This is a genomic window from Actinokineospora enzanensis DSM 44649 (genome assembly GCF_000374445.1).
GTDB classification, from domain to species: Bacteria; Actinomycetota; Actinomycetes; order Mycobacteriales; family Pseudonocardiaceae; genus Actinokineospora; species Actinokineospora enzanensis.
In genome coordinates, this window is the sequence record NZ_KB894437.1 from 22016 (window position 1) to 41006 (window position 18991).

General features: G+C 69.6%; 22 protein-coding genes. 8 read left to right on the forward strand and 14 right to left on the reverse strand.

Annotation, left to right across the window (positions count from 1 at the left end; translation table 11 throughout):
• Positions 1-53: 53 nt before the first annotated feature.
• Positions 54-908 carry a Scr1 family TA system antitoxin-like transcriptional regulator gene (locus C503_RS43735; RefSeq protein WP_018686018.1) on the forward strand — a complete coding sequence of 285 codons (855 nt, stop codon included), beginning with the start codon at positions 54-56 and terminating at the stop codon, positions 906-908.
• 29 nt (positions 909-937) lie between these two features.
• Here C503_RS43735 and C503_RS0130460 read toward each other — a convergent pair whose 3' ends face one another.
• Genes C503_RS0130460 through C503_RS41420 form a run of 4 tightly spaced genes read right to left on the reverse strand, consistent with a single transcriptional unit; the run spans position 938 to position 4527 of the window.
• Positions 938-1528 (reverse strand): hypothetical protein, encoded by a 591-nt coding sequence (locus C503_RS0130460; RefSeq protein ID WP_026316858.1) that lies wholly within the window; start codon positions 1526-1528, stop codon positions 938-940.
• A 55-nt stretch (positions 1529-1583) separates the two neighbouring features.
• Positions 1584-2264: a response regulator gene (locus tag C503_RS45085; protein WP_018686020.1), complete on the reverse strand. Its 681-nt coding sequence runs from the start codon at positions 2262-2264 to the stop codon at positions 1584-1586.
• Positions 2246-3343: a hypothetical protein gene (locus C503_RS47445; protein WP_211222491.1), complete on the reverse strand. Its 1098-nt coding sequence runs from the start codon at positions 3341-3343 to the stop codon at positions 2246-2248. Before C503_RS47445 ends, C503_RS45085 begins: the two co-directional genes overlap by 19 nt.
• Positions 3340-4527: a sensor histidine kinase gene (locus tag C503_RS41420; RefSeq protein WP_018686022.1), complete on the reverse strand. Its 1188-nt coding sequence runs from the start codon at positions 4525-4527 to the stop codon at positions 3340-3342. The genes C503_RS47445 and C503_RS41420 overlap by 4 nt, the downstream gene beginning before the upstream one ends.
• Positions 4528-4651: 124 nt before the next feature.
• Here C503_RS41420 and C503_RS0130480 point away from each other — a divergent pair, with 124 nt between their 5' ends.
• A complete protein-coding gene (locus C503_RS0130480; RefSeq protein WP_018686023.1) occupies positions 4652-4951 on the forward strand; it encodes a hypothetical protein in 300 nt (99 codons plus the stop codon).
• A gap of 132 nt (positions 4952-5083) precedes the next feature.
• The gene (locus C503_RS41425; RefSeq protein WP_018686024.1) at positions 5084-5458 is read left to right on the forward strand and encodes a DUF1508 domain-containing protein; all 375 of its coding nucleotides are present in this window, start codon (positions 5084-5086) and stop codon (positions 5456-5458) included.
• A 157-nt stretch (positions 5459-5615) separates the two neighbouring features.
• On the opposite strand, the gene C503_RS0130490 is transcribed toward C503_RS41425, so the two are convergent.
• From C503_RS0130490 to C503_RS0130510, 5 genes are all read right to left on the reverse strand, one after another.
• On the reverse strand, positions 5616-6548 hold the full coding sequence (locus tag C503_RS0130490; protein WP_018686025.1) for a sugar phosphate isomerase/epimerase family protein: 933 nt from the start codon (positions 6546-6548) through the stop codon (positions 5616-5618).
• Positions 6549-6868: 320 nt separating this feature from the next.
• Positions 6869-7642 (reverse strand): SDR family oxidoreductase, encoded by a 774-nt coding sequence (locus tag C503_RS0130495; RefSeq protein ID WP_018686026.1) that lies wholly within the window; start codon positions 7640-7642, stop codon positions 6869-6871.
• Positions 7643-7685: 43 nt separating this feature from the next.
• Complete coding sequence (locus C503_RS0130500; RefSeq protein ID WP_018686027.1) at positions 7686-8000, reverse strand: hypothetical protein; 315 nt, start codon at positions 7998-8000, stop codon at positions 7686-7688.
• 338 nt (positions 8001-8338) lie between these two features.
• Positions 8339-8677, reverse strand: coding sequence for a thioredoxin (gene trxA, locus C503_RS0130505; protein WP_018686028.1), 339 nt, complete (start codon positions 8675-8677; stop codon positions 8339-8341).
• Positions 8678-9148: 471 nt separating this feature from the next.
• The gene (locus tag C503_RS0130510; RefSeq protein WP_018686029.1) at positions 9149-9541 is read right to left on the reverse strand and encodes a MerR family transcriptional regulator; all 393 of its coding nucleotides are present in this window, start codon (positions 9539-9541) and stop codon (positions 9149-9151) included.
• 174 nt (positions 9542-9715) lie between these two features.
• Here C503_RS0130510 and C503_RS47450 point away from each other — a divergent pair, with 174 nt between their 5' ends.
• Positions 9716-10108, forward strand: a complete 393-nt coding sequence (locus tag C503_RS47450; protein WP_033401222.1) for a DUF4232 domain-containing protein — start codon at positions 9716-9718, stop codon at positions 10106-10108.
• On the opposite strand, the gene C503_RS0130520 is transcribed toward C503_RS47450, so the two are convergent.
• Positions 10079-10462 carry a nuclear transport factor 2 family protein gene (locus C503_RS0130520; protein WP_018686031.1) on the reverse strand — a complete coding sequence of 128 codons (384 nt, stop codon included), beginning with the start codon at positions 10460-10462 and terminating at the stop codon, positions 10079-10081. The two genes, C503_RS47450 and C503_RS0130520, sit on opposite strands and share 30 nt — an antisense overlap.
• Before the next feature lie 46 nt (positions 10463-10508).
• On the reverse strand, positions 10509-11744 hold the full coding sequence (locus C503_RS0130525) for an MFS transporter (protein WP_026316860.1): 1236 nt from the start codon (positions 11742-11744) through the stop codon (positions 10509-10511).
• A gap of 141 nt (positions 11745-11885) precedes the next feature.
• On the opposite strand from C503_RS0130525, the gene C503_RS0130530 reads away from it, so the two are divergent.
• Positions 11886-13079 carry an MFS transporter gene (locus C503_RS0130530; protein ID WP_169514627.1) on the forward strand — a complete coding sequence of 398 codons (1194 nt, stop codon included), beginning with the start codon at positions 11886-11888 and terminating at the stop codon, positions 13077-13079.
• A 69-nt stretch (positions 13080-13148) separates the two neighbouring features.
• On the opposite strand, the gene C503_RS0130535 is transcribed toward C503_RS0130530, so the two are convergent.
• Entirely contained in the window at positions 13149-15239 is a 2091-nt protein-coding gene (locus tag C503_RS0130535; RefSeq protein ID WP_018686034.1) for a putative Ig domain-containing protein, read from the reverse strand.
• 414 nt (positions 15240-15653) lie between these two features.
• On the opposite strand from C503_RS0130535, the gene C503_RS0130540 reads away from it, so the two are divergent.
• A complete protein-coding gene (locus C503_RS0130540; RefSeq protein WP_026316861.1) occupies positions 15654-16022 on the forward strand; it encodes a nuclear transport factor 2 family protein in 369 nt (122 codons plus the stop codon).
• Here C503_RS0130540 and C503_RS0130545 read toward each other — a convergent pair whose 3' ends face one another.
• A complete protein-coding gene (locus tag C503_RS0130545; protein ID WP_033401213.1) occupies positions 16023-16832 on the reverse strand; it encodes a helix-turn-helix transcriptional regulator in 810 nt (269 codons plus the stop codon).
• A 146-nt stretch (positions 16833-16978) separates the two neighbouring features.
• On the opposite strand from C503_RS0130545, the gene C503_RS0130550 reads away from it, so the two are divergent.
• The gene (locus C503_RS0130550; protein WP_018686037.1) at positions 16979-17146 is read left to right on the forward strand and encodes a twin-arginine translocase TatA/TatE family subunit; all 168 of its coding nucleotides are present in this window, start codon (positions 16979-16981) and stop codon (positions 17144-17146) included.
• 480 nt (positions 17147-17626) lie between these two features.
• Here C503_RS0130550 and C503_RS0130555 read toward each other — a convergent pair whose 3' ends face one another.
• A complete protein-coding gene (locus C503_RS0130555; RefSeq protein WP_018686038.1) occupies positions 17627-18439 on the reverse strand; it encodes an alpha/beta fold hydrolase in 813 nt (270 codons plus the stop codon).
• Between the two features lie 92 nt (positions 18440-18531).
• On the opposite strand from C503_RS0130555, the gene C503_RS0130560 reads away from it, so the two are divergent.
• Positions 18532-18987, forward strand: a complete 456-nt coding sequence (locus tag C503_RS0130560) for a MarR family transcriptional regulator (RefSeq protein ID WP_018686039.1) — start codon at positions 18532-18534, stop codon at positions 18985-18987.
• Positions 18988-18991 lie beyond the last annotated feature (4 nt).

Consider the following 18991-nt stretch of genomic DNA (forward strand, 5'->3'; position numbering starts at 1 on the left):
GTTCTTTCCGCAGCATCCTGCTTGTCATTCTTGAGTCCGGACCAAGGAATCCCATGTCTTCGACACCTCGTGCGGTCGCCCTCGGCGTCACCATCAGGCAGCTCCGCCGGGAAACGAAGCTCTCCCTGCGTGAGCTTGCCGATCGGATAGACCGAGACTTCCCCACCCTGTCCCGCTGGGAAACCGGCGAACGCATCCCCAAACCCCAACATGTCACGCACATCCTTGCCGCGCTCGGTGTCAACGGCACCCGGTTCCGCCGTGTCATGCGGCTGTGCGACGACCTCGACCACCCCACGTGGATCGCCACCACCGACGAGGAACACCACGTCCAACGCGACGCCTACCTCGCGCTCGCCACCGTCGCCACCCACGTCACCGAGCTGGCCCCCAGGGCCATCCCGCCCCTGCTGCGCACCCGCGAGGTCGCCACCGCCATCGCCCAGGCCGGGGAAGTCCCCGCCGACCAGGCAGTCGCCCACGTGACCGCGCTGCGCGAGCGCCAACGGATTCTTCTCAACCAGAAGACCACCGAACTGACCATCCTGCTCGGCGCCGCCGCGCTCGACCCACCGGTCGGCGAAATCGGCACCATCGCCCAACTCGAATACCTCCTCAGGCTCACCGAACATCCCCGTATCGACCTACGCCTCACACCCGCCGACCCTGACGGAAATCCCGACCAACCATTCACTCTCACCCGAACCCACAACGCCACCCTCGCCGTCACCCACACCCGGCGAAGCACCCTCTGGCTCCACCGACGAGAAGAACTCGACAACCTCGCCGACGACATCCGAGCCGCCCGCGCGAACGCGCTCAGCGCCGACGACAGCACCAAGACGATCACCGAAGCCCTACGGCAGCTGCGCGCCGACACCACCCGCGACCTCGTCCGGGCAGGCTGACCGGCACGCGCCATGACCGCGCCGAAGTGTCACGAACCGTGCAAGCGTGGTCGGTAGCCCTGGGCGATGACGGCCACTGTGGACGGTGGGGTCAGTACGGCCAGGTCGCCGGTAGGCATTGGTACGCGGTCGGTGTAGCCGGACGGGTTCCAGCGGATTAGGCCGTCGTTCACCAGCCAGTAAGAGTCAGACCATTCCACGAAAACTCCTCGCGGAATCTTGTCGGCCGCCATCGGCCAAGTCTGCCGCCGCCCATCGACCAATGCTCGTTCGGCGGCCAACACCGCGTCGATATCCTCCGCCCGAGGCAGGTCCGACACTACCCACAGTGAACGGAACAGCCGGTAGTCCGCGTTTCGGCATTCCGCGCATGGCCGATGTCCCGCAGCCAAAGCCACAGCCTCGTCCAGGAAGAACAGTTCCGTATACCGATTGGGCGCCATGATCTCCCGCCGCCGCCCCCGGAACGACAGCTCGCACACGATCCACCGGCGAACCTGCCCCCGCCGCACGATCACGCCGGACGCGTCATGCAGCACACCCCGGTTACCGAACATCGTGCCCCGCGCACTGCAAGCCACCAGATCCCCGGCGGGCGTGACCCTGTTCTGTCGCGGCATGCCAACACCCCACCACCGAGCACGCCGGAAGTCCCGCGGTTTCCCGACATCACCCTCAGTCGGGCGGCGCCGCGTGCGAGCGGTACTCCCCGATCTCGTCCGCGCGGATCAACCCGTCCTCGATCGCCCGCGCCAACAACGCCGTCTTCGTCGGAGCAGGCCGACCCAGCTTCGCGTACTTCACCCGGGCCCGGTCGATGTACTGCCGGACAGTCGCCTCGCTCAGGTTCATCCGCTTGGCCACCGACGCCTTCGACATCGACTGGAACCACAACAACAACGCCGTCCGCTCACGCTTCGACAGCTGCGGGGCGCGTTCGTCCGACAGCAGCGCGCCCGCCACCGACGGCGTGACATACGGGCGGTCCGTGGCCACGGCGACGATCGTGTCCACGCAGTGCTGCCGCCCCTCGTGCTTGGACAGGAACGCCGACGCCCCCGCCTCCAGCACGGTCAGGATCGTCTCCGGGTCCTCCAGGCCCGAGTACACGACCACCCGGTGCCCCGCCCCGCACAGGTCCGCCACCCGGTCGGTGACCACGACCTCGCCCAGGTGCAGGTCCAGCAGGAGCACGTCCGCCTCCCCACCCGGCCCGGACAGCACCGCGTCCACGTCGTCGCCGCTGTCGACCACGACCGCGCGGGACAGCGGGTCGGACTCGATCCAGTGGCTCACCCCGTCCACCACCACCGGATGGTCCTCGATGATCGCCACCGTCACCGGGCGGCCTGCCACACGGTCTCCAACCACAGCCGTTCCCCCTCTCGGTCCTGGGTCAGCCGGATGCCGGGCCGGGTCGTGATCGCCACCTCCGGCGCGTCGGCGACCACCCCGATCGCCACCTCGCCGTCGCCTGCCACCACCGTCACCCGGGCCGTGCCGCGCGCGGTGCTCAACGCCATGATCGGGGCCTCGGTGAGCGCGCGGCGCAGGTCGACCGGCAGGTCCGGCACGGTGCCGACCACGGCCAACGAGACCACCACCCCCCGCCGTTCGGCGACATCGGCGCCCGCCCGCAGCTCGTGCAGCAGCGGGTCGGGCACGTCGTCGGTCTCGGCGAGCAGCCTGCGCAGCCGGGCCGCGCCCGCGAGACATCGATACCGCACGTCCGGATCGGCCGGGTCGGCGCCCCCGGCCAACTCGGCCAGCAGTGCGGACGTGCTGCGGTGCAGCTCCTGGTAGCGCTGGGCGCGCGCGGCGGCAACGGCCTCGGCGGCGGCCCGGCGCGCGGTCGCCTTGGCGCGCGCGGCCGAGATGCGGGCGGCCCAGCGGGCGGCGGCGTGCAGGCCAGGGGCGCCGAAGGCGAACGCCAGCTGCATGGTGACCGCGCCGAACAGCACCATGATCGCGCGCGCCACGTTGATGTGGTCGCTGATGCCGAGCACGCCCATCGAGGTGCCCAGCACGGCCGCGTTCAGCACCTGGAACACCATCAGGTGCCAGAACGGCCGCTGCCAGAACAGGATCACCGCCACCCAGCCGATCGACCCCCACGCCCACCCGGCGGGTTGCAGGATCGTCGCGTCCGGCGTGGCCAGCACCATCAGGCCCGCCACCCCGAGCAGCGGCACCGCCAGCGGCCAGGCCCAGTGGGTGGAGCCGGAGTGCAGCACGTCGGCGGCGGCCGCCGCGCCGACCGCGAGCTCGACCAGCCAGGCCAGCACCGCCGCCCACGGGTGCGCGTAGACGTCGTAGTTCGCGATCGTCATCGGCAGGTCGTAGCCCACGTGCCAGAACCCGGCGATCACCACCGCCGCCACCGTCGCGCCGTAGGCGTAGCGCTCGGCGACCAGGACCGTCGGCTCGCTGCTCACGCGGGCCACCGCAGCAGCACCCGGGTGCCGGTGGCGTCCGAGGTGACCTCGGCGTCGCCGTCGACCGCGCGCATCCGGCCGACGATTCCCTCGCGCACCCCGTACCGGTGCAGCGGCACCGTGTCCGGGTCGAAACCGCGCCCGTCGTCGGACACCGTCACCCACACACTGGCCCGGTCGGCGTGCTGGCGTAACCGGGCGGCGGGCACCCCGGCGTGCCGCCCGACATTGGTCAACGCCTCCGCCGCTGCCTCGGCGAACGCCACCGCCACCCGCACCGGCACCCGGCACGGCACCAGGTCGCACTCCACCGCCACCGGCGCCCGGTCGGCCGCGGCCCGCAGCTGCAGCCGCAGGTCGACATCCACATCGGACTCCCGGGTCTGGCCTAGAGTCTCGACCACCGCCAGGTCCTCGGCGGCCCGCTTGCGCAGCGACTCCGAACTCGCCGTGATGCCGCCGGTGCCGACCGTGGTCAGCGTGGCCAGCACGGTGTCGTGCAGCTTTCGGTTGTGCGCGCGCTCATCGGTGCGCCTGGCGCGCATCACCTCCGCCACCCGCTCGGTCTCGCGCAGGTCGGCCAGCGCGTCATCGGCCAGCGCGGCGGCCTTGCGCAGCACCGTCATCAGCGTCGCGGCGGCGGTGACCTGCACCAGGTAGATCACCATCGTGCCCGCGCCGGTGCCGGACCCCGCCTGCAGCGTGCCGACCAGGTGCGCCGCGGCCACGCCCAGCCCGGCGGGCACGGCGGCGCGCGGCCGCCAGGCCAGGCTGGAGATCACGATGGTCATGCTGGTCACCCCGTCCACCCAGCTGACCCCGCCGGTGAGCAGCGGCGGCGACACCAGCCACGGCTGCACCAGGCACAGCAGCACGGTGAGCGCGATCTCCACGGCCAGCACCCAGCCGCGCATCCCGCGCCGCAGCACCACCCAGGCGAACACCGCCGACCACACCACGTTCACCGCGACCGCGAACCACACCCGGTCCGCCGTCGCGGGCGGGTCGACCCCGGCGATCGCGGCGAACCCGCCGGACACCGCGACCGCCACCCGCATCGCGGCCGCGCACCAGGCGATCACCCGGTTCAGCGCGGCCTCCGCGGCGGGCGCGTCCGGGCGCGCGGTGAGGATGCCGGGCACCTCGCTGAGATCGGGCTCGCCGCCACCCGTTTTCCGCTCCAACCCCGTCCTCCCGCCCGCTCGCGGTGACCCCCGCTCGGCCGTCAGCCGAACAGCCGTCGTTCGCCACCGGCCCGACCGGCTCTACTCTGCCGGGTTCAGGGGCGGTTCGGGCAGGGGGATCCGCGTGGTCACCGATCTGGAGGCACACGTCATCGCCGCGCTGGCCGCCGCCATCCGCACCGCCGCGCTCACCTCGCCCGCCTTCGGCCCGGCCGCCGAGGTCGCCCGCACGTTCACCGGCATCGCCCGCGCAGGCGGCCTGACCACGGGTTTGGTGTGGCTCACCACGGTCATCCGGGCCACCCCCGACCACGCCGGGCTGACCGCGGTGCTCGACGGCCTGCGCGCGGCCGTCGAGTCAGAGGAGTCGCCGGAGGTCATCCGGCGGGCCCTGGCCGAGATCCAGTCCGCCGTGCACCGGTGAATTCCCAGTCGCGCCGGAAAACAGTGGGGGTCAACGGAAACCTTCCGGTTCCCGGGACCGATGCAGGGGGTTAGCCGCGCGCGGCCGGGGGCGTTCCGGACCATTCGCGGCCATGTCCAGGAAAGGACCGGAGTGGCCCGCTTCCAGTGCTATCAGGTCGACGGTTCCGGCATCCGGTGGCGGCTGCTCGGCGGCAACAACCGGGTACTCGGCCTCGGCGTCGGAGAGTTCGGCGACCTGGACCGGGCGTTAGCCGAGATCGACCGCGTCCGCCGGATGGCCGGGGCCGCGCGGATCGAGGTCCAGCACGCGGAAACCGGCCAGTGGTGGTGGCGACTACGCGGCGAGACGGGCGAAGTGTCCCAGTCCGGACAGGGATTCGCGCGCCGGATCGACGCCGAACAAGCAGCCGCCCGATTCCGCAACGGGGCGCCGGGTGCCGCGGTGACGGCCGCGGTGGCGGTGTTCAACCAGAACCGGCGGGGCCGGGTCGCGCGATACGGGTGACCGCTACTTCCGGTGAACACCCGGCCACGCGCGGAGTTCGCCGCCGAACTCTCTCATGCGGGTCACCCCGTTGCCGAAGGTGCATTTGGTCGCCACAGGCGCCGCTCCGGGGGTGACCACGGCGGTCGGGATGCTCTCCGACCGCCGTGGTCCTTTATCAGCGGACCAACGGCCCGAGGGTCTGCACGGCGATGAGCAGGCCCTCCTTCGTCCTCGCCAGATCACCGCCCCACACCGGGTCCTCGTGCTCCACGGCGATGGAACCCGCGTATCCGGCGCTGTAGAGCATGTCGACGATCCGGTTCCAATCCAGCGAACCGCGCCCCGGCACCCGATAACGCCACCAACCGACGTCGGTCGGACTGGTCCTGCTCACTGTCTTGCCGAACACGCCGTAACGAGTGCGCGCGCGGGTATCGATCTCGATGTCCTTGGCCTGGAAATGCGCCACGATCCCGCGCTCCAACGCGAACGAAAGCGCGTCGATCGGGTCGATTCCCAGCCAGGGGAGGTGGGATGGGTCATAGGTGAGACCGAAGCCCAGATCGGTCATCCAGTCCCACAGCTCCGGTGAATACGCAAGGTTTCCCGGGTAGCCATCCGGGTGCCAACCCTCCATGGGGCAGTTCTCCGCGAGCAGCCGCACTCCTCGGTCTCGCGCGTAAGTGATCAGCGGAGTCAGTTCCTGCTCGGCCAGAACCAGGTTCTGGGCGACGGAACGGGTGATGTCCCGGCCGATGAACGTGCCCACGAACGGCACACCCAGGGTGGCGGCCGTGTCGACGCAGGCACGGAGGTGGCGGTGGATCCGGGCGCGGGTCTCGGGGTCGGCGTGCAGGTTGTTGTCGCAGTAGGTGACGGCGGAGATGGTGAGGTCGTTCGCGGCGAGAAGGGCGTGGACGTCGTCCGCGGCGGACCGGGTGAACGCGGCGACATCGAGGTGGGCGGCCTGGTGGATGTGGTCGCTGTCGGTGGGCCAAGCGGCGACCTCCAGCGTCCGGTAGCCGGCAGCGGACGCCCAGGGGGCGAGTTCGGGGAGGGTGAGCCAGGGCAGACAGGCGGTCAGCAGGCCGAGCTTCATCGCGGGCATACCCACCAGGATCGTGATCTTCCTCGACGGCTGTCCAGCATCCGGCCTGCGCGAGTTGCCCACGGGATCCCGATGCCAGTTCGGCTATGTGACGGACGCGAGCACGGTCCGCCGTGCTCGACCCCGACTTCGCCTCTCAGGTGAACCTCGCGCGCCCGTCCTCCGGGCTGTGTCAAGAGCGGGCCGCCGCCTGTGGATGGTTCGAAGGGGATGTGGACAACCGCCCGGGGGACCCCCGGTTTCAATCCTGCCGGCAACCGCGTGTGGCGTGCTCGGGTTTGTCCACAGGGCAGGGGGAGTTGGTCGATCGGTCTCCGGGGTCAGCGGCGGAAGCCGCCCTCGGAGTGGAGGACCTGGCCGGTGACCCATTCCGCGTCGTCGGTGGTCAGCCAGGCGATGAGGCGGGCGGGGTCGTCCGGGCGGCCCCAGCGGCCGGTGGGGAAGCGGTGGCGGACGCGGTCGAGGTCGGCGGGGGAGGCGTAGCCGGTGTCGACCGGGCCGGGGTTGACGGCGTTGACCGTGATGGCCCGGTCGGCGAGGTGGTCGGCCAGGCTGGGGGTGATCGAGGCGAGCGCGCCCTTGCTGGCCGCGTAGGCGATCTCGTCCGGCATCGGGCCCCGGTCCTGGCCGGAGGTGAGCAGCACCACCCGCCCGCCGGGGCGGCCGTCGTGCCGGTCGGCGAAGGCCTGGACGAGCAGGATGGATGAGCGGGTGTTGACCGTCCAGTGCGCGTCCAGCATCGCCGCGTCGAGGGCGCCCAGCGGGCCGTCGCCGCCGCTGCGGGCGTGGTTGCACACGAGGATGTCCAGATGCCCCAGCGCCGCGCAGGCCGCGTCGACGAGCCGGTGCGGCGCGTCGGGGTCGGCCAGGTCGACGCCGAGGTGCGGGGTACCCGGGGCGAGCCCGTCGGCGAGCGCGGCGGACCCGTCCGGGTCGGCGCCCCACGGCTGGTCGGCGTCGTGGGCCACGTGGTGTTGCAGGAACACCCGCGCACCCAGCCCGACCAGCCGCCGGGCGACCGCGTACCCGATGCCCGCCCGCCTGCTCACCCCGGTGACCAGTGCCCCGCGCCCGGCCAGAGGAAGATCGTCCACCACTCCTGTGTACCGAACGGCGAGGTCGGCCGCGTGCTCGGGGTCAGCCCGGGTGCCGTGGCCGTGGCTCGACCATCACCGGCACCACCCCCAGGTACGGCGTGTCGTCGAGCTCGACCCGGGCAGGCGCGGACCCGGTGAGGGTGAGCGCCCAGAAATGGTCGACATCGACATCCTCGTTGCAGGCGTTGCACGACACCCGTACCACACCCTCCAGCTCACTGGCCTGCGCGCGGTAACCGACCCGCGCCAGCGAGTGGGTGCCCACCTTGCAGGTGGCGGGGAGGATCGCGACCCGCTCCCCGATGCTGCTTACCCGATAGCGAACCGCCATGTCCGGCGGACGGTCGTCGTACATGCCGCCACCCTAGCGGCTCTATCGAACTCATGTTCGGTTCGGGCTAGTCCGATCACCTGACCGGGTGGCGTCTGTCTGTCCTGTATGGACGATCAAAATCCACTGCAGGCTCAGGGATCGCTTCGCGGCGGGCCGGTGCAGATTCCTCCGAGCCGGGGACGGTCCGAAGTGGATCTAGTGGTGCGACCCAGAACGTCGACCGCGTCTCGACCCGCCCACGACGTGCCTGGCGGCACCGCCGGAAACGACCGAGTACATCCAGTACGAGGCCGTTCCGGCGGCACCGCCAGCCACGCCGTGGACCCGCCGATACACGGCCGACGTTCTGGGTCGCACCACTAGCGCAGCGCGTCCGCCAGCTCCGCGACCAGCCGCACCTTCGGCCGCGCCCCCACATACGACCGCACCGGCACCCCATCCCGGAACACCATGAGCGTCGGCATCGACATCACCTGGTAATCCCGCGCGATCCCGGGATTCTCATCAGCGTTGACGGTGCACACCCGCAACGTGTCCACCTGCTCGGCCGCGATCTCCGCCAACACCGGCGCGATCATGTGGCACGGCGGGCACCACTGCGCCCAGAAGTCCACCAGCACCGGCTTGTCCGACCCCAACACCACCTCCGCGAACGTCTCCTCCGTCACGACGGTCACCAGGTCGCTCGTCACTGCCATCTCTGTCCCCTTCCTCGGTTATCCACAGCCAAGATCATCACTACCCCCGACCGCCGAGCCCTCCCGGTAGAATGGAACCCGGGGGTCCCCGACGAGTTGTCCACATCGGGCCGAACCATCCCCAACCTCACCGACCGGCTTGACACCCCCGGTCTCCCACCCGCCTTCGCTGGCTCCAACCCGCTTGTCCACAGGCAAGATCATCGGCGCTCGCGACCCGGCTGTTCACCCAGGTAGAATGGAATCTCGGGGGATCCCCTGGCGAGTTGTCCACAGCCATGTCGATCCATCCCCAGGCGCGCAGAGCGGCTTGACATTCCCGCCGCCGCAGGTTGTCCACAGGCAAGATCAGCTGTGCTCGCGGACTTCCCCCGCCTCCAGATAGAATGGAAATCCGGGGATCCCCCAAAGGTTGTCCACAATCCCGCAAACCATCCACAGGACACACCGGCCGACTTGACCGCACCGGCGCTACATCTCGTCAGCCTCGCCGACCCCACACGTCCCCGGCTGCCGCGCCAACGCCCGCGCGAGTTTCCCCAGCAGCTCCGCCCGCACCTCCCCCAACCGCGCCAAACAGTCCTCCACCTCGGCCAGCTTCTGCCGATACACCGCCACCGAGTCCGCGCACGCGTCCCCCGCCGCGTGCCCCGCCTGCAGGCAGGCCACGAACGGCCGGGTCTCCTCGACGCTGAAGCCGACGCTGCGGAGAGTCAGGATCTCGTTGACCAGGCGGAGTTCGGCGGGGCCGTAGTCGCGGTAGCCGTTGGGGTCGCGGGGGGCGGTGAGGAGGCCCTGGGACTCGTAGAAGCGCAGGGCGCGGGTGGTGGTGCCGGTGTGTTTGGCCAGTTCGCCGATCCGCATACCCGCACGGTAGACATTGACCTGAGGGTCAAGGCAAGGGTCGGGCAGACTTGGTCACATGTGGGGGCGGGTCTGGTTGGCGGTCGTGGTGTTGTCGGCGCGTGCGGGCTGCCCGCGCCGCCACAGTCGGATCCGATTATCACGTCCAGGGTGCCGGTGTGTCCGGTGGAAGGCGTGCGGATCGAGCCGGGGGTGGACGACGCGGCGATGGGGCTGCGGGTCGCGACCGTGCGGATGATCAACTGCGGGACCGGGGTCTACCGGGTCAACGGGTATCCGGCGGTCAAGGTCGTGGGCGGCGAGACGACGGTCAGGCACGGGTCGGCCGGGATCGCCGTGGTGGACGGTTTCGACGCGCCGCCCGCGCCGGTGGTGTTGCAGCCGGGGGAGATCGCGACCACCGGGTTGATGTGGCGCAACACGGTCACCGATGTGAACACGCCGCCCACCGTGGGTAGTGGAGTGGATGTCGCCCCGCTGCCGGGAAAGGGGTGGCAGCGGGTCACGATGACGATCGACCTGGGCACCACCGGCGAGCTAGGCGTGCGCGCCTGGACCAAGCCCTGAACAGCTGTAGTGCGCGGCGACCCGGGTGACCCGCCGGTCCGGCCCGACGGTCAGTACCTCGGCGACGGTGTTGCCGCCCGCGCCGACCATCAGGATCGTCACGCCGTCCGTGCCGCGCAGCACGTCCAGGACCTCGAACCGCAGGTCCGGGTACCGCCGCAGCGCCGCCGCGAAGTACTCGCGCAGTGCCGCGCGGCCGGACACCACCTCGCTGCCGGTCACCGCCTCGGCGAGCGGGGAGGTCAGCACCGCGTCCTCGGCGTAGAGGTCGAGGATGTGGTCCAGGTCGTGGTCGTTCCACGTCTCGATGTGGTGCGCCACATAAGCGACCGCGTCCGCCGCACTCCAGCCCATGACGTTCCCTTTCGCTCGACACCACATTCAACAGGGCGACACCGAGTCACTCGGCTGTTTCCGCGCGGTGGCGGCGGAAAGCCGGGAGGCTGCAACCGATCATGATGAGGGTGGCCACGGTCACCAGGCCGCCGCTCGCCGCGCTGAACGTGGACGAGGTGGCCGAGCCGAGCGCGCCCGCGCGGAAGCTGCCCAGCTGCGGGCAGCCCGAGCCGACCACGTACTCCGCCGCGCCGACCCGGCCGCGCAACCCGTCCGGGGTACCGGTCTGCACCATGGTGGAACGGAAGATCACGCACAGCGAGTCGAGCGCGCCCGCCAGGGCCAGCAGGGCGATCGACAGCATCAGGTCGTGGGACACCCCGAACCCGGCGATCAGCAGGCCCCACACCACGCCGAACGTGAGCTGCGCGCGGCCGGGTCGTGCGGTGCGGCCGACCGGGCCGGAGGCGAGTGTGCCGAGCAGGCCGCCGATCGCGGTGGCGGCCGCGAGCCAGCCAAGGGTGAGCGCGCCGCCGCCGAACCGCTCGGCGTTGATCGCCGGGAACAGGGCACGCGGCACGCCCAGCGTGGTGACGGTCATGTCGACCAGGAACGTGCCGCGCAGCACCGGCTCCCGCCAGATCAGGCGCAGCGCCTCGCCGACCGCGCGGGCGCCGGGCCGGGCGATCGAGCCCTCCGGGCGCATGGCGGGCAGCCGCGCCACGCCGTTGAGCGCGGCGGCGAAGGTCAGCACGTCGATCACGTAGCAGGTCTGCAGGCCACCCGCCGCGATGACCAGGCCCGCCAGCATCGGTCCGGTGATCGCGGCCAGGTGCATGGCCGAGACGTTCCACGCGATCCCGGCCGGGACCAGCGGTTTCGGCAGCAGCCGGGGCAGGAAGGTGCGACGGGCGGGCACGTTCAGCGCGCCGAGCATGGACTGGACCACGACCAGCGCGTACAGCAACCACAGCTGCCGGAGGCCGACGAACGCCTGCACCGCCAGCACCACCGACACCAGGGTCTGCCCGCTGGTGGCCGCCAACACCAGCCGCCGCCGGTCGACCGCGTCCCCGATGGCCCCGCCGAACAGCGCGAACGTCACGATCGACAACGCCGTGCACAGGCCGACCGCGCCCACCGCCAGCGAGCTGCCGGTCAGCTGGAACACCTGTAGCGCGACGGTGAACGTCGTCATCTGCCCGCCGATATAGGAAACGGTCATACCGGCCCAGAGCGTGCGAAACTCGGGTGATTCACGCAGTGGGCGTGCGTCGATGAGCAGACTTTTGAGCGCCATGGTTCCCCCGGATCAGCGGCTGGTCGCCCCACCATCGCACACGGTCTCGTGGTCCGGGTAATTAATTAGCGCCTTCGATTAATAATTCGCATGTCGAAGAATCCTGCTACGGTGGCCGCTGCGAATCAGGGGAGGCTGTTCATGCGCGCGCTGTCGCTCATTCGACGTGACCCGGAGTTCCGACGTTTCTGGTCCGGGATGCTCCTTTCTCGGACCGGCGACGCGTTCACCACCGTGGCCCTGTCGTGGCTGGTGCTGGGCATCGCCGGACCGGCCGAGCTCGGCGTGGTGCTGCTCTGCTCCGGCCTTCCGCGCCTGGTCAGCGGCCCGATCGCGGGCCACCTGTTGGACCGCTGGCAGCCGCGAGTGCTGCTCGGCTGGGACAACCTCGCTCGCGCGGTCCTGATCGGGGTCATTCCGTTGCTGCACGTTCTCGGTATTCGGAGTATCGCGGTGATCTGCGTGGTCGCGGCCTGTTCCGCTGTTTCCTCCGCGCTCACCGAGGTCGCCGAGAGCGCCCTGGTGCCGCGCCTGGTGGATGACGACGAATTGGAGACGGCGAACACGCTGCTCGGCGTCAACTGGGAGATCGCGGCGATCGCGGGACCGCCGTTGTCGGGGTTCATCGTCGCCTGGACCGGGCCGACGGCAGCGCTTGTGGTCGACGCGGTGTCGTTCGCGGTGATGAGTGCGATCTGTTTCCGGCTACCGGAGTTCCACGTCGACCGGGCGCCTCGGCGGCTGGGGTTCGGTGCGTTGGGGAAGCTTCCCACGGTGGTCGTGCTTACGTTGACGACTGTGGGGTTCCTGTTTCTTCAGGGTATGGCGGAGGTCTTCTATCCGGTCTTCAGTCGCGACGGGCTGGGGGCGGGGCCTGGGGCGTATGGGTTGTTGATCGGGGCTACTGGGGTGGGTGCCTTGCTGGGGGTTGCCTGTGGGCGTGCGATTCACGGTGGACTCGCTCCGATGCGGCGGATCGCGGTGGTTCTCATCGGTGGCGCTCCGCTTTTCGGTGCCCTTGCCTTTGTCCGCGACTTGCCTGTGGCGGTCGTGCTGACGGGGTTGGCGTCGTTCCTCTGGGGACCGTATTACGTGCTCGAACGGTCGCTGGTGCAGCGGTTGACGCCGGGGGATGTGCGAGGGCAGGTCATGGGTGCCCGTACGGCTGTCTCGTCGCTGGGCTTTCCGCTCGGTAGCGCGACGGCGGGTCTGCTCCTTGCCCACGTCTCGCTGCCTACGGCGGTTCTTGTCATGGCTGCCGCGTATGTGATGTTGGGTCTTGCCCCGCTTTTCTTGCGCCTGCCACGACTTGTTGCGGTTGTGCGGGAAAGTTGAAACGGGGGCGCGGTTACAGCGAAAACGGGGGTGGGGGACGAATCCCCCACCCCCGTCATCAGTCCCCGGTCAGCCTTCGACGCGGTGTTGGGCCCAGAACGAGGTCAGGTCGCGTGACCCGGCCGCGGCCTGGGCGGCGGCCTTGAACTCGGCCGTGGTGGAGATGCCGTACCAGTGCGACTGGGCGTAGCTCTTGAGCAGGTTCGCCATCGCGGTGTCGCCGATGAGGCGGCGGAGGTCGTGCAGCGTGCACTTGCCGTAGTTGTAGATGACCGGCGAGTAGCGCGAGGAGTGCGCGTCCCAATAGGCCATCGAGTCGGTCAGCTTCTCCGCGCTCGACTGCCAGGTGATGCTGCAGCCCTGGCCGTTGATGCCCCGGTAGAGATCCGTGGCGTAGTCGGTGAAGCTCTCGTCCAGCCAGGGCGCGTTGTACTCGTCGTCGCCGACGATGCCGTAGAACCACTGGTGGGCCAGCTCGTGCGGGAGGGCCGTGGTGGAGACCAGGTCCATCACGAAGCCCGGGTACTCCATGCCGCCGAACCAGAAGTTGTTGTCCAGTACGACGTCCACCTCCTGGTACGGGTAGTCGCCGAAGCGTCCCGAGTGGACGTCGATGGCGTCCCTGGACAGGTTGAGCATGGAGTTCGCGTCCGCGGTGGAGATGCCGCTGACGCCGTAGACGTTGACCCGGACGCCCTTGCCCGAGGTGCCGGACACCTTGGAGAACGGGCCTGCCGACCAGGCGAAGTCGCGCACCTTGATGGCGGTGGCGTGCGTGGTGGTCGTGCCGCCGCTGGTCGTCTCGGTGGACGTGCCGGTGGCCGGGGTGAGCAGCGATGTCGGGTGCACCAGAGTCACGTCGAAGTCGCTGATCACGGTGTAGAACGACTCGCCGTTGTTGGTGTACGGGTCCAGATGCCAGCCCGCGCCGTCACGGATGGCCAGCACCGGCAGTGCGTTGCCGACCATGTTGTACGCGCCGTCGTGGCCGAACCGGTCCGCGCCGCTGGGCACGACGATCTTCAGGTCGAACGCGATGGTGCCCGACTGGCCCTGTGCCAACGGCGTCGGCAGGGTCACCTTCATGGCCGTGCAGCTCACCGTCAGCGCCGACGCGGTGCCGCCGGTCACGTTGGTGACGGTGATCGGCGTGGTCGGGCAGCTGCCGTGCGCGTTGTCCCACAGCCGCAGGTAGACCTCGGGCAGCGCGGTCGGCGAGGCGTTCGTGAAGCTCACCGACTGGTGCCCGGTCCAGGTGTCGCCGGTGCTGTTGGACGTCAGGGTGACCGTGTACGCCGGGTTGACCGGGGTACGCGAGGTGTCGCCGGGCGGCGTGACGCCGGTGACCGTCCAGGTGAAGCTCGCGCTACCGGTGTTGCCGCCCGGGTCGGTCGCGGTCACGGTGACCGACGAGGTGCCCGCGGTGGTGGGCGATCCGGTGATCCGGCCGGTGCTCGCGCCGATCGACAGCCCGGCAGGCAGGCCGGTCGCGCTGTAGGTCAGCGTGTCGTTCTGCGGGTCGGACGCCTGGACCTGCACCGACACCGCCTGGCCGACCTGGGTGCTCTGGTTGCCGGGGCCGGTGACGGTCGGGTTCTGCGGACCGCCGCCGCCACCCGCGGTGGTGACCGCGACGTCGTCGAGCACGAAATCGGTGGCCAGCGCGGAATCCTCGATCCCGGTGGCCTTGAACGTCACGGTCTGGCCGAGATAGCGGGAGACGTCGACGGTCTGCTGGACATAGCCGTTCGCCGCGTCCAGATTGGAGAAACTGGCGACGGTGTCCGAACCGACCTGGACATCCAGGGTGTCGTATTTGACCGACGTCGTCGTCTCGTTCGTCTTGACGTGCAGCCAGTAGGTGAGCGTGGCCGAGGTGCAGCCAGACGGCAACGCGACCGACTGGGACAGGGAGTCGGTGTGCGTGCTGCCGTAGCCGTCCAGCCAGGCCATCGAGCCACCGGCGTGCGCGGGCTGGTCCTGGGTGCTTGCGGAGATCACCCCGTTGGTCTGGGTCCACGAAGAGGTGCCGTTCTCGAAGCCGCCATTGGCCACGAGCTGGTCACCGCACTGGGCCGCCTGCGCGGCCGGGGTGGTCAGCGCCACCCCGAGCAGGCCGACGGCGAGCGCGAGCGCGGCAGGGAGCGCTCTTGTTCTCATCGGATCGTCCTTTCCCGGCCCGGGAATCGGGTGGGCCAGGCACAGGGTCGACCGGCTCGCGCGCGCGGTTCAACGAGCGGTTTTTCCCTGGGAACGACTTTGTCGGAATTGTCGCGGTGAAATGCACCTTCGCTGCTCAAACCGGGCGTGACGATAATTCCGGGCCACTTGGGACTCTCGATCGAGCGGGTGACCCGCACCACATCGACGGGTCGGTGCGCGGGCCTCGATGGGCGCGTCACGGGCTGTGACCGCACGGCGCGCGCCGGTCTCTGGCGGTGACGGGGACGTCCATGCCTTGTCGAAAGATATTACCCACGAGGTAATCGACTTCCGGTGAGTGCCCATATGAGACTTGTCTGGCAAGGTGATCCGGGTTTCCGGACAATGGGTCTCGTATTCGAGGAGTTCGCCGTGGCTGATCTCGACGCTGTTGTCGACGCGTATCTGGATGTGTGGAACGAGACCGACGCGGGCGCGCGTGCGCGGATGATCGACGAGTTGTGGGCCGCGGACGGCGTTTACACCGATCCGCTCGTCTCGGTTCGTGGTCGGGCCGGGCTCGACCAGGTCGTGGCCGGGGCGCAGGCGCAGTTCCAGGGGCTGCGGTTCGTGCGGGGAGCGACTTTCGACGCGCACCACGACATCGTCCGGTTCACCTGGGATCTCGTCCCGGCCGACGGGGCGGAAGCGGTCGTGATCGGGTTCGACGTGATCGTGCTCGACGAGACGGGGCGGATCAAGGGGGTCTACGGGTTCATCGACAAGATGCCCGCTGCCTGATCAAATGGGACCGAGGCGCCCGGTCCCGCCCGATCGCAGGTACTTCTCGGTTGCCGCGTCGGCCGGGTAGAAGTTCTCGACGTGCAATTCCTCCACCGTGATATCGCGTGGAGTGCCGAATGTGGTCACCGTGCTGAACAATGACAACTCGTGGCCGTCGTGCAGTATTCGCACCGGCATCAGCACATCGGCGGCATCCGGGTCGACGCCGTCCTCGTGGTCGACCAGGTCGTTGGTTGCCGGATAAGCCGCCAACTCCCGATGCAGCCCGACCAACCGGGAATCACCCGCCGCGCGCATCTGGCGTTCCAGCCGGATCAGCACGTGGTCGCGCCACTGCGCCAGGTTCACCATCCGCGCGGCGAGACCGCGCGGGTGCAGGCTGTAGCGCAACACGTTGAACGGCGGCGCCAACAGATCCTCCGGCGCGCCCTCCAGCAACACTGCCACGCCCGAGTTCGCCTCGACCAGGTCCCAACCGCCGTCGACCACCAGGGCCGGGTACGGCTCGTGCCCGGTGAGGACGCGCCGGATCGCCGCACGAACCAGCGACAACCGGGGCGTGTCCAGCGCACCCTCCGCGAACTCGGGCGCGTACCCGGCGGCGAGCAGCAACCGGTTCCGCTCCCGCAACGGCACGTCCAACCGCTCGGCGAGCCGCAGCACCATGGCCCGGCTCGGCGCCGACCGCCCGGTCTCCACGAAACTCAGGTGCCGGGTGGAGACATCGGCCCGCAGCGCGAGATCGATTTGACTGATCTCGCGCTGCTTGCGCCATTCCCGGATCAGGTCCCCCACCGTACGTTTCATCGCGACCGATAATACGGGCCTTTTCGACGCCGTTGGCCGGTTTCGCCCGATACCGCATCGTGCCTGGTCACAGCACTCGCCACAGCCGCTTTCCTGCCGTAGCATGGCGGTGCGGCGGCAGGCGCCGCGCGAGTCGGAGGAGCACGATGCTCAGCAACGGCCTGGGGTGGCCACACCTTCTCATCATCGCCGCCGTGTTCATGCTCTTCTTCGGCGCGAAACGCCTCCCGGAGGCGGCCCAATCACTGGGCAAATCGCTGCGCATCCTCAAGAAGGAAATCACCAAGCCCAACGGCGAGGACCAGTCCGACTGACTGTCCGCCTCCCCGGATCTTTTGGAAGTGGTTGCGTTGCGCGTTGCCGCTGCGACCCAGGGTCACCATGGGCAAGTTCCGCCACGGTACCCCTGGGGTGCGGTCGCGTTGGTCGATGCAGCCACGCTTGAGTCGAGGTTGGACACCGGTGGGCCGAGACGCGGCCGTTGGCCTGGCTGCACTGTGATGTCACCGATCAGGCCGGACAGGCGGCATGTCCGGGATGCCCAGTTGTCCGTGTTGCCGGTTACCGGCAGCGATGTTGGCGGGCAAGGGCGGCTGGGCTGCTGTGGATGGGTTTCGGGGGATGTGGACAACCCGGTGGGGGACCCCCGGATTTCATTCTACCGGGGGTGAAGGCGCAGGTGGAAGCTGTGCCGGTGGGCGCCTGTGGATAACTCGGGCGGCACGGCTAGGGCGTGCGCGGTTCGCGCCAGCCAGCGGTGTAGGCATGGTGGACGTTGTGTTGGTGGCGCACCACTAGGGCGTGAGGAGTTCGCGTAGCCGGGCGGCGTAGGCGCGGGGGTGTGCGGTGTTTCCGTTGTGCCCACCGGGGAATTCGACGACGTCGGCGCCGAGCAGATCCGCCAGGGCGACCGCGCACCGGTAGTCGAACACCGTGCGGGGCGTGGTCCGTCCGACGGCCGGGATGATCCGGGTCGGAGCGCCGGGCAGCCCCGCGGGGTCGATCGGGTCCTGGATGACGGCGGTGAAGTCATGGGCCACGAAGAAGTCGAAGTTGCGGATCCGTTGAGGCGTCATGGGTTGCGGGGTGAGGTCCGGCTCAACGTCCATCGCGGCCGGGTCGATGCCGAGTACCCGGGTGACCGCCTTGAGGGTCGCGGTCAGGCCGTGTTCGAGGTGAATCTTCTGGATCTCCAGCAGTTCCGCCTCGTGGTGCGCGCGCTCGGCGGTCGGAAGCAGGCGCGGTGTCACGGGTTCGTGTGCGATAAGGGTGTGGACCTGGTCCGGGTGTTCGATGACCAGGTTCAGGCCGATCGACGCGCCGAGGCTGCAGCCGAGCATGGCGACCGGTTCGTCGGCGAGCTCGGCCAGCAACCGATGCACGTCGTCGGCGTGCTGGGGGAGGGTGACGGCCCAGGCGGGGTCGTCGAGGGTGCTGCGGGAGAGGCCGCGACGGTCGTAGGTGATCACGGTGTGCGTGTCGACGAGCCGGTCGACCAGGTCGGTGCTGCGGTCCGCGTCGCCCTCGCCGCTCTGCGCGATCAGCAGGGTCGGGCCGGTGCCGCGGACCTCGTAGTACAGGGTCGCGCCGGGGACGGGCAGGTACATCGTGGACTCCTTCGCGTCGGGCGTGGTCCACGATAATGCATCAGAATTGATGTATCAAAAGTGATGTATCAGTTCTGATGTAGTATCGGCGGATGGACGGAGTCGAGCTGTTCCTGCTGGGTCGCACGCTGATGAAGATCGGCGAGGAGGCGTTGCCCACCGCGGGCCTCGGCGACCAGCCGACCAACGTCCGCAGCGTGCTGATCGTGGTCAGCGACATCCGCGCGCACCCGGGCAGCGCCGTCGGCGAGATCGCCGCGCGCACCGGCCTGCCGCAGAGCGCCGTCTCCGCCGCGGTGTCCCGGCTCCGCACGGCGGGCGCGATCGTGGCCGAACCCGACCCCCGGGACCGACGCCGACTGGTCATCCAGCCCGCGCCGACGGTCTCCGACCGGGTCGGCGAGGTCCGCTCGACCACCATCGACACCGCCCTGGCCAAGGCCCTCGACACCGATCCGGGGAACGTGGCCGACGTCGTCGACCTACTGGAACGCCTCGCCACCTACCTCACACCGGAAGCCCTTACCCGCCTACGCGACGAGAAGTAGGACC

What these genes read in the sequence shown, in the direction of transcription:
- C503_RS0130530 (WP_169514627.1), top strand. Translation starts at nt 11,886, where the DNA reads ATGCGCGCGCTGTCGCTCATTCGACGTGACCCGGAGTTCCGACGTTTC.
- C503_RS0130525 (WP_026316860.1), bottom strand. Translation starts at nt 11,744, where the DNA reads ATGGCGCTCAAAAGTCTGCTCATCGACGCACGCCCACTGCGTGAATCA.
- C503_RS0130555 (WP_018686038.1), bottom strand. Translation starts at nt 18,439, where the DNA reads ATGTACCTGCCCGTCCCCGGCGCGACCCTGTACTACGAGGTCCGCGGC.
- C503_RS0130545 (WP_033401213.1), bottom strand. Translation starts at nt 16,832, where the DNA reads ATGAAACGTACGGTGGGGGACCTGATCCGGGAATGGCGCAAGCAGCGC.
- C503_RS43735 (WP_018686018.1), top strand. Translation starts at nt 54, where the DNA reads ATGTCTTCGACACCTCGTGCGGTCGCCCTCGGCGTCACCATCAGGCAG.
- C503_RS0130550 (WP_018686037.1), top strand. Translation starts at nt 16,979, where the DNA reads ATGCTCAGCAACGGCCTGGGGTGGCCACACCTTCTCATCATCGCCGCC.
- C503_RS0130510 (WP_018686029.1), bottom strand. Translation starts at nt 9,541, where the DNA reads ATGCGGATCGGCGAACTGGCCAAACACACCGGCACCACCACCCGCGCC.
- C503_RS0130560 (WP_018686039.1), top strand. Translation starts at nt 18,532, where the DNA reads ATGGACGGAGTCGAGCTGTTCCTGCTGGGTCGCACGCTGATGAAGATC.
- C503_RS0130490 (WP_018686025.1), bottom strand. Translation starts at nt 6,548, where the DNA reads ATGCCCGCGATGAAGCTCGGCCTGCTGACCGCCTGTCTGCCCTGGCTC.
- C503_RS0130460 (WP_026316858.1), bottom strand. Translation starts at nt 1,528, where the DNA reads ATGCCGCGACAGAACAGGGTCACGCCCGCCGGGGATCTGGTGGCTTGC.
- trxA (WP_018686028.1), bottom strand. Translation starts at nt 8,677, where the DNA reads ATGGCAGTGACGAGCGACCTGGTGACCGTCGTGACGGAGGAGACGTTC.
- C503_RS0130535 (WP_018686034.1), bottom strand. Translation starts at nt 15,239, where the DNA reads ATGAGAACAAGAGCGCTCCCTGCCGCGCTCGCGCTCGCCGTCGGCCTG.
- C503_RS0130520 (WP_018686031.1), bottom strand. Translation starts at nt 10,462, where the DNA reads ATGGGCTGGAGTGCGGCGGACGCGGTCGCTTATGTGGCGCACCACATC.
- C503_RS0130500 (WP_018686027.1), bottom strand. Translation starts at nt 8,000, where the DNA reads ATGTACGACGACCGTCCGCCGGACATGGCGGTTCGCTATCGGGTAAGC.